Raw genomic sequence first — 6,041 nt, forward strand, 5'->3', positions numbered from 1 at the left:
CTCTGAACCCAAACACACCGCCCCGAATCAACCCCTATTGATTCGAAATGGTATGCCCTTGTCCAGCCCCGTCAGGCGTCGGCGATGCGCGAGACGATTTCGTAGCAATCGCGCGACAGGCCGGGGGTGGCGAGAATGCGCCGGAGCTCGGTTTCCGCCGCCTTGCGCCGCGGTTCATCCAGCACCTTGCAGCTGCGGAATCCGGTCGCCATGCGGGCGGCCACCTGCGGGTTGATGGCATCCACCTTGATGATGACATCCGCCACCACCCGGTAGCCTTCGCCCGATGCCGCGTTGAAGCCCGCCACATTGCCGGAGGTAAATCCGCCGATCAGCGCATAGATGCGGTTGGGCGTGGTGAAGCTGAAAGCCGGATGGGCCACGAGGCGTACTACGCGTGCGGCAGCATTGGAATCCCGTGCCTGCGCTTGCAGCATGAACCATTTGTCCACCAGCAGGTGGTCGCCGGAATGGCGGGCATAGAACGCATCGAGCGCTGCATCGCGCTCGGGAGCTTCAACTTGGATCAGGGCCGACAGCGCGCCAATTTCCGCTGTCATGTTGTGAGGTGATGCAAGATCGGCGAGGGCGAATTTCGTGCCCTCGGCGGGATTGCCCAGCATCAGAAGTTGCAGGGCCGCGTAGCGCAAGCTGCGCCGGGCCGTGCTCGCGGGATCGGGTGCAAAGGCTGCCTTTTCCGCCGTGCGCTCCCAGATCGCCAGCAAGGGCTTGCGCAGCGCTTTCCCCAAGGCGTGGCGCACCGCATCGCGCGCTGCAAGCACGGCATCGGTATCGACATTCCGGCCAACCGCCGCCGCAACCTCAGCCTCGGGCGGCAGCGCCAGCATCTGCGCCTTGAAGGCATCGTCGATCGCGGGGTCCGCGAGGAGATGTGAGAGCGCCTCTGCATAGGCAGCGAGATCGGCAGAGGGAACAGTTCCCTTGAGGCTGGCGAGGATCAGCTCGCGCCCGCGCGTCTGCCCCGCCTCCCAGCGGGTGAAGCTGTCGCGGTCATGGCCCATCAGGAAAATCTGGTCCGCCGCCGTGGCGTTGGTGGTGAGGTTGATGGGTGCCGAGAAGCCGCGGTTGAGCGACAGCACCGGCCGCTTCGCCACGTTGCGGAAGCGGAAGGTCTTGCGCGCCTCCGTCAATTCGAGCAGCGGCGTGTTGAGAACGCCCGTGCCCTCGAGATCGAGCGGCATGTCCTCACCATCGGGCCCAACGAGGCCGAGCCCCAGCGGAATATGCATCGGCAGCTTGTCATCCTGCCCCGGCGTGGGCAGCGTCTTCTGTTCGAGCGTCAACTCATAGGTCTTGGCCTTGGCATCGTAAGTGCCCTGCGCCACCACCTGCGGCGTGCCAGCCTGCTGATACCATGAGAAGAATTGCGTGAGGTCGCGGCCCGAGGCATCCGCCATACAGGCGACGAATTGTTCGATGGTCGCCGCCTCGCCGTCATGGCGCTGGAAATAAAGATCCATCGCCTTGCGGAATGCGTCTGGGCCGATCAGCGTCTTCATCATCCGGCAAAGTTCGGCGCCCTTTTCGTAGACGGTGGGCGTGTAGAAATTGTTGATCTCGATATAGGAGGAAGGCCGCACCGGATGGGCCAGCGGCCCGCCATCTTCCGGAAACTGCCGCGCCCGCAGCGTCTTCACATCGGCAATGCGCTTCACGGGGCGTGACCGGAGATCGGAGGTGAACTCCTGGTCGCGGAACACCGTGAGGCCTTCCTTCAGACACAGCTGGAACCAGTCGCGGCAGGTGATGCGATTGCCCGTCCAGTTATGGAAATATTCATGCGCGATGATCGCCTCGATGTTCACATAGTCGGTGTCGGTGGCGGTCTCGGGAAGTGCGAGGATATATTTGTCGTTGAAGATATTGAGGCCCTTGTTCTCCATCGCCCCCATGTTGAAAGCGGAGACGGCGACGATGTTGAACACATCGAGATCATATTCGCGGCCAAACGCCTCTTCATCCCAGCGCATCGAGGCCTTGAGTGCCTCCATCGCCCAGGCGCAGCGGTTTTCCTTGCCCTTCTCGACATAGATTCCGAGATCGACCTTGCGTCCGGACATGGTGATGAATGTGTCATGCACGCCTGCAAGGTCGCCCGCCACCAGCGCGAAGAGATAGCAGGGCTTGGGGAAGGGATCGTCCCACTCCGCGAAGTGACGCTCCGTACCCGGAACATCTCCCGAGGCTGAGGGATTGCCGTTTGACAGCAGCACCGGCATGGAGGCTTTCGGCGCCTCCATCCGCACATGAAACCGCGCCATCACATCGGGGCGGTCGTAGAAATAGGTGATGCGGCGGAACCCTTCCGCCTCGCACTGCGTGCAATACATGCCGTTCGACATGTAGAGGCCCGAAAGCTCGGTATTGGCTTCAGGATTGCAGAGCGTCACGATGTCCAGCGTGAACGGCCGCTGCGGCACGTCATGGATCGTCAGGCCCGCGTCCGAGCACGTGAATGCGCTGTCCTCCAACGCCTTGCCATCCAGCACTATGCTGCGCAGCGTGATCTTCTCGCCATCCAGCACCAATGGCGCATCATTCGCATCACTTGCAGGGTTGGGTGTGAGCGTCAGCGTGGAGCGGACTTCGGTGGCTCCGGGATCGAGCTGGAAGCTGAGCCGCACCGTCTCGATTAGGTAGGGAACGGGGGCATAATCTTTCAGGCGGATGGTGGGCGGTGTTTCGGGGCGCATGTGCTATGATTGCTCGGAAGAGTTTGATTTTGCCGCGTTAGAGACCATGAGCCGAGCCTTTGTCAAAGAGCAAGATGATGCCCCGGAAGACCTGCCGGAACGTCCGGTCAGCCCGCATCCCAATTTCGTAACGGCGCGTGGCCTGCGCCTGATTGATGACGAAATAGAGGCATTGCGGCGCGCCCAGGCGCAGGCCCAGCACGGTGGCGACAAGGCCGCGCTGGCGCGCACCGCCCGCGATCTCCGCTACTGGATGCAGCGCCGCACCTCGGCGCAGCCCGTCAATCCGCCGCACAAGGCAGAAGCCGTGGCCTTCGCAACGCGCGTAACGATCCAGCGCGAAGATGGGCGGAAACTCGCCTATGCCATCACCGGCGAAGATGAGGCTGATCCGGCGAAAGGCACGATCGCCTATGTCTCGCCCATGGCCCGCGCCCTCCTGGGAAAGCGCGTGGGAGAATTTGCCGAAGCGCCCGGCGGCGAGGTTGAAATCCTGAAGCTAGAACCGGTCGGCCCGGAAGGGTGAGAGATCGATATTGCTGGCAGCACCCGTCATCAACTCGCCCAGCAGCCGTCCTGTCGTTGGCCCCCACGTCAGCCCCATGTGGCCGTGCCCGAACCCGTACCAGACATTCGATGTGGTTTTCGATCGCCCGATGACCGGCAGGGAATTGGGAAGGCCGGGCCGCCGTCCCATCCAGCGCGTGGTGGCCTGATCGGGCTCGCGCAATCCCGGCAGCACCTGCTTGAACAGCGTCCACAGCTTGTCGGCGCGCGCGTAATTGGGGGCGGCATCCAGCCCCGCGAATTCATCGCTGCCCGCAAGGCGCAGGCCCATCTCCATTGGCGTCGCCGCACCGGGTGCCCGCGCATAGGTGATGGAGCGCGACAGGCTCACGCCCGAATTGGGCAGCACCATGTGATAGCCGCGCTCCGCTTCCAGCGGAAAAATTTCGCCCAACTGTTTTGCCAGAAGATGCGAATAGGCGCCGGCGCAAATCACCAGATGATCAACCGGCATGCGGCCTTGCCCCTTGAGCGTGATTGCGGTCGCCTTGCCGTCCTGCCGCTCAAGCGCGGTCACATCGTCGAAGATGATCTTGCCGCCATTGCGCGTCACCTCTGCCGCAATGGATTTCACCACCCGCTCGGGGCTGGTGACGAAATACCAGCCGCCATGAAACGCCGCGCAATGGACGTTCGGCCCAAGCGCTGGCTCAAGCTCGCGCGCTTCGTCCCCGGAAAGCCTTTTTGTCTCGAAGCCATGCGCATTCTTGACGGCACGTTCCCCCGCTTCCTCGGTAAACTGATCCTCCGATCCATAGACGCGCAGCGTGTCCTGAATTTTCAACAGGTCCGATGCGCCCGCCGATTTCAGCAGCGTTTCAAAATCGCTCACCACCCGCATGGCCAGATTGGCGCGCGCCTCGGTGATAGCCTTCACGCGCGACGGCAGCGCATTCCGTCCCGCCGCCAGAAACCACGGCAGCGCCTTGGGCAAATAGGACCAGCGGATGGTCAAGGGCCCCAGCGGATCGAGCAGCCAGCCGGGAATTTTCATCAGCACGCGCGGATGGACGGTGGGCGTGATCTCCGCGAAGGCGAGGCCGCCTGCATTGCCGAAGGAGCAGCCTTCGCCGGGCGGCACCCGGTCGATGATAGTGACGCCAAATCCTTGCCGCTGCAAAAAGGCCGCGGTCGAGACGCCAATGATCCCGGCGCCGATGATGGTTGCGTGTTTCTGGCTCACCCTGCACTCCCGAAATCCGGAAAATGATCCCGGCAATATTGTTCAAACGCCGCCACCAGCCGCGTCTTGCGCAGCGACTTGAGGATGGCGAGCGCGATGATACCCTCCGCCACCGGATCGGCAATCGGCCTCACCGCCAAAGCGTCCCCGGCATAGGAATGGTCGCCATGCGGCCGGGTAATGAGGATCGAATAGCCAAGCCCTTGGCCGACAAGCCCGCGCACCACCTCGAGCGACGGCGATGCGAAAGCGACCTTCGGCACGATGTCGGCATTTTCCAGAAGCCTGGTGAAATAGGTGCGGCTCGGCGCGATATCGAGAAGGATGAACGGCTCATCTGCCACCTCATGCAGCGAGATGCGCTTTTTCGCGGTCAGCGGATGGGCGGCGGGAAGCAGCACATAGGGCTGATAGGTATCAAGCGGCGTGAGTGCCAGATCGGCCGGCGTGTCGACGTCATAGAGCAGAGTCACATCGTAGCGCCCGCTGCGCAACCCCTCATAGAGCGTTTCCTGCGTTCCCTCCTCAAGCCGCACTTTCACTTTAGGGTGTTGAGCAAGAAATCCGCCGATCAGGCGCGGCGCGAAGACTGGCGCGATGGTGCTGAAGCTGCCGATGGTGAGCGTGCCTTCGATCTCCGGCCCCGCCTGCGCCAGATCGCGGCGCAGTTCCTGTGCGTGGGTGAGGAGGTTGCGCGCCTCGGCCAGGAACTTCAGCCCCTGCGGCGCCGCCGTGACGCCCTGCGCGTGATGGCGGATGAACAGCTGGAGGCCGATCAGGTCTTCCAGCTTCGCAACCGCTGCGGAAACCGTGGGCTGCGCAATCCCCAGCGCAACGGAAGCCGCCGCCACCGATCCATGCTCGTGAACGGCAAGCGCATATTCGATCTGCCGGATGGTGAAGGGTATCATCGGAAAATCCTATTCAAAGACACAATATAATCTATTTTTCCGAACTTGTCTCCTATGTCACATCATGTGCATCTGATCGGGAGGAACGGCAGATGAATGCAATGGTGAAAGAGCCCGTCGCAGCAGCCGATTTCGTGAGCGCCATGGGTCTGGCGGCAACCGGCGTGTCCGTGGTGACGACCGATGGCCCGATGGGCCGCTTTGGCCTCACGGTCAGTGCCGTCTCTTCCGTCTCAGCTGAACCGCCGCTGGTGCTGGTCTGCATCAACCGCAAAAGCCCGGCCATCGCCGCGCTGGATGGCAACGGCGCCTTCGCCGTCAATCTGCTGGCCGCGCACAACCGCGCCTATGCCGAAACCTTTTCCGGCCGCCCGAAGGAGGGCAATCCCTTCGACTTCGCCAACCATGACTGGATGATGGGCGAGACGGGCCTGCCGCTGGTCACAGAAGCCACCGCCGCCTTTGAATGCGAAACCTTCCAGAGCCATGATGCCGGAACGCACCGCATCTATGTTGGCCGCGTGATCGCCGCCCACCGGGGCGATGCCGAGCCATTGGTTTATTGCAATCGCGCCTACCGGCGCATCACCTCCCACGAAGGAAACGACAGATGATCCGCACCGGCGCGCAATACCGCGACTCCATCCGCGATGACCGCGAGGTCTA

General features: G+C 62.6%; 5 protein-coding genes. 2 read left to right on the forward strand and 3 right to left on the reverse strand.

Annotation, left to right across the window (positions count from 1 at the left end):
- Positions 1-71 precede the first annotated feature (71 nt).
- On the reverse strand, positions 72-2,714 hold the full coding sequence (gene pepN, locus QM694_RS19510; protein ID WP_415008568.1) for an aminopeptidase N: 2,643 nt from the start codon (positions 2,712-2,714) through the stop codon (positions 72-74).
- 46 nt (positions 2,715-2,760) lie between these two features.
- Here pepN and greA point away from each other — a divergent pair, with 46 nt between their 5' ends.
- Positions 2,761-3,240 (forward strand): transcription elongation factor GreA, encoded by a 480-nt coding sequence (gene greA / locus QM694_RS19515; RefSeq protein WP_415008569.1) that lies wholly within the window; start codon positions 2,761-2,763, stop codon positions 3,238-3,240.
- On the opposite strand, the gene QM694_RS19520 is transcribed toward greA, so the two are convergent.
- Positions 3,214-4,464, reverse strand: a complete 1,251-nt coding sequence (locus QM694_RS19520; protein WP_415008570.1) for an NAD(P)/FAD-dependent oxidoreductase — start codon at positions 4,462-4,464, stop codon at positions 3,214-3,216. The two genes, greA and QM694_RS19520, sit on opposite strands and share 27 nt — an antisense overlap.
- Positions 4,461-5,375 (reverse strand): LysR family transcriptional regulator, encoded by a 915-nt coding sequence (locus QM694_RS19525; RefSeq protein WP_415008571.1) that lies wholly within the window; start codon positions 5,373-5,375, stop codon positions 4,461-4,463. Before QM694_RS19525 ends, QM694_RS19520 begins: the two co-directional genes overlap by 4 nt.
- A gap of 92 nt (positions 5,376-5,467) precedes the next feature.
- On the opposite strand from QM694_RS19525, the gene QM694_RS19530 reads away from it, so the two are divergent.
- Positions 5,468-5,989 (forward strand): flavin reductase family protein, encoded by a 522-nt coding sequence (locus tag QM694_RS19530; protein WP_415008572.1) that lies wholly within the window; start codon positions 5,468-5,470, stop codon positions 5,987-5,989.
- The last annotated feature ends 52 nt before the right edge of the window (positions 5,990-6,041 follow it).

Source organism: Aestuariivirga sp., from assembly GCF_047602625.1.
In the GTDB taxonomy this organism is placed as follows: Bacteria; Pseudomonadota; Alphaproteobacteria; order Rhizobiales; family Aestuariivirgaceae; genus Aestuariivirga.

Excerpts from the sequence above, each read along its gene's own strand:
- QM694_RS19530 (WP_415008572.1), top strand. The coding sequence starts at position 5,468 with ATGAATGCAATGGTGAAAGAGCCCGTCGCAGCAGCCGATTTCGTGAGC.
- pepN (WP_415008568.1), bottom strand. The coding sequence starts at position 2,714 with ATGCGCCCCGAAACACCGCCCACCATCCGCCTGAAAGATTATGCCCCC.
- QM694_RS19525 (WP_415008571.1), bottom strand. The coding sequence starts at position 5,375 with ATGATACCCTTCACCATCCGGCAGATCGAATATGCGCTTGCCGTTCAC.
- greA (WP_415008569.1), top strand. The coding sequence starts at position 2,761 with ATGAGCCGAGCCTTTGTCAAAGAGCAAGATGATGCCCCGGAAGACCTG.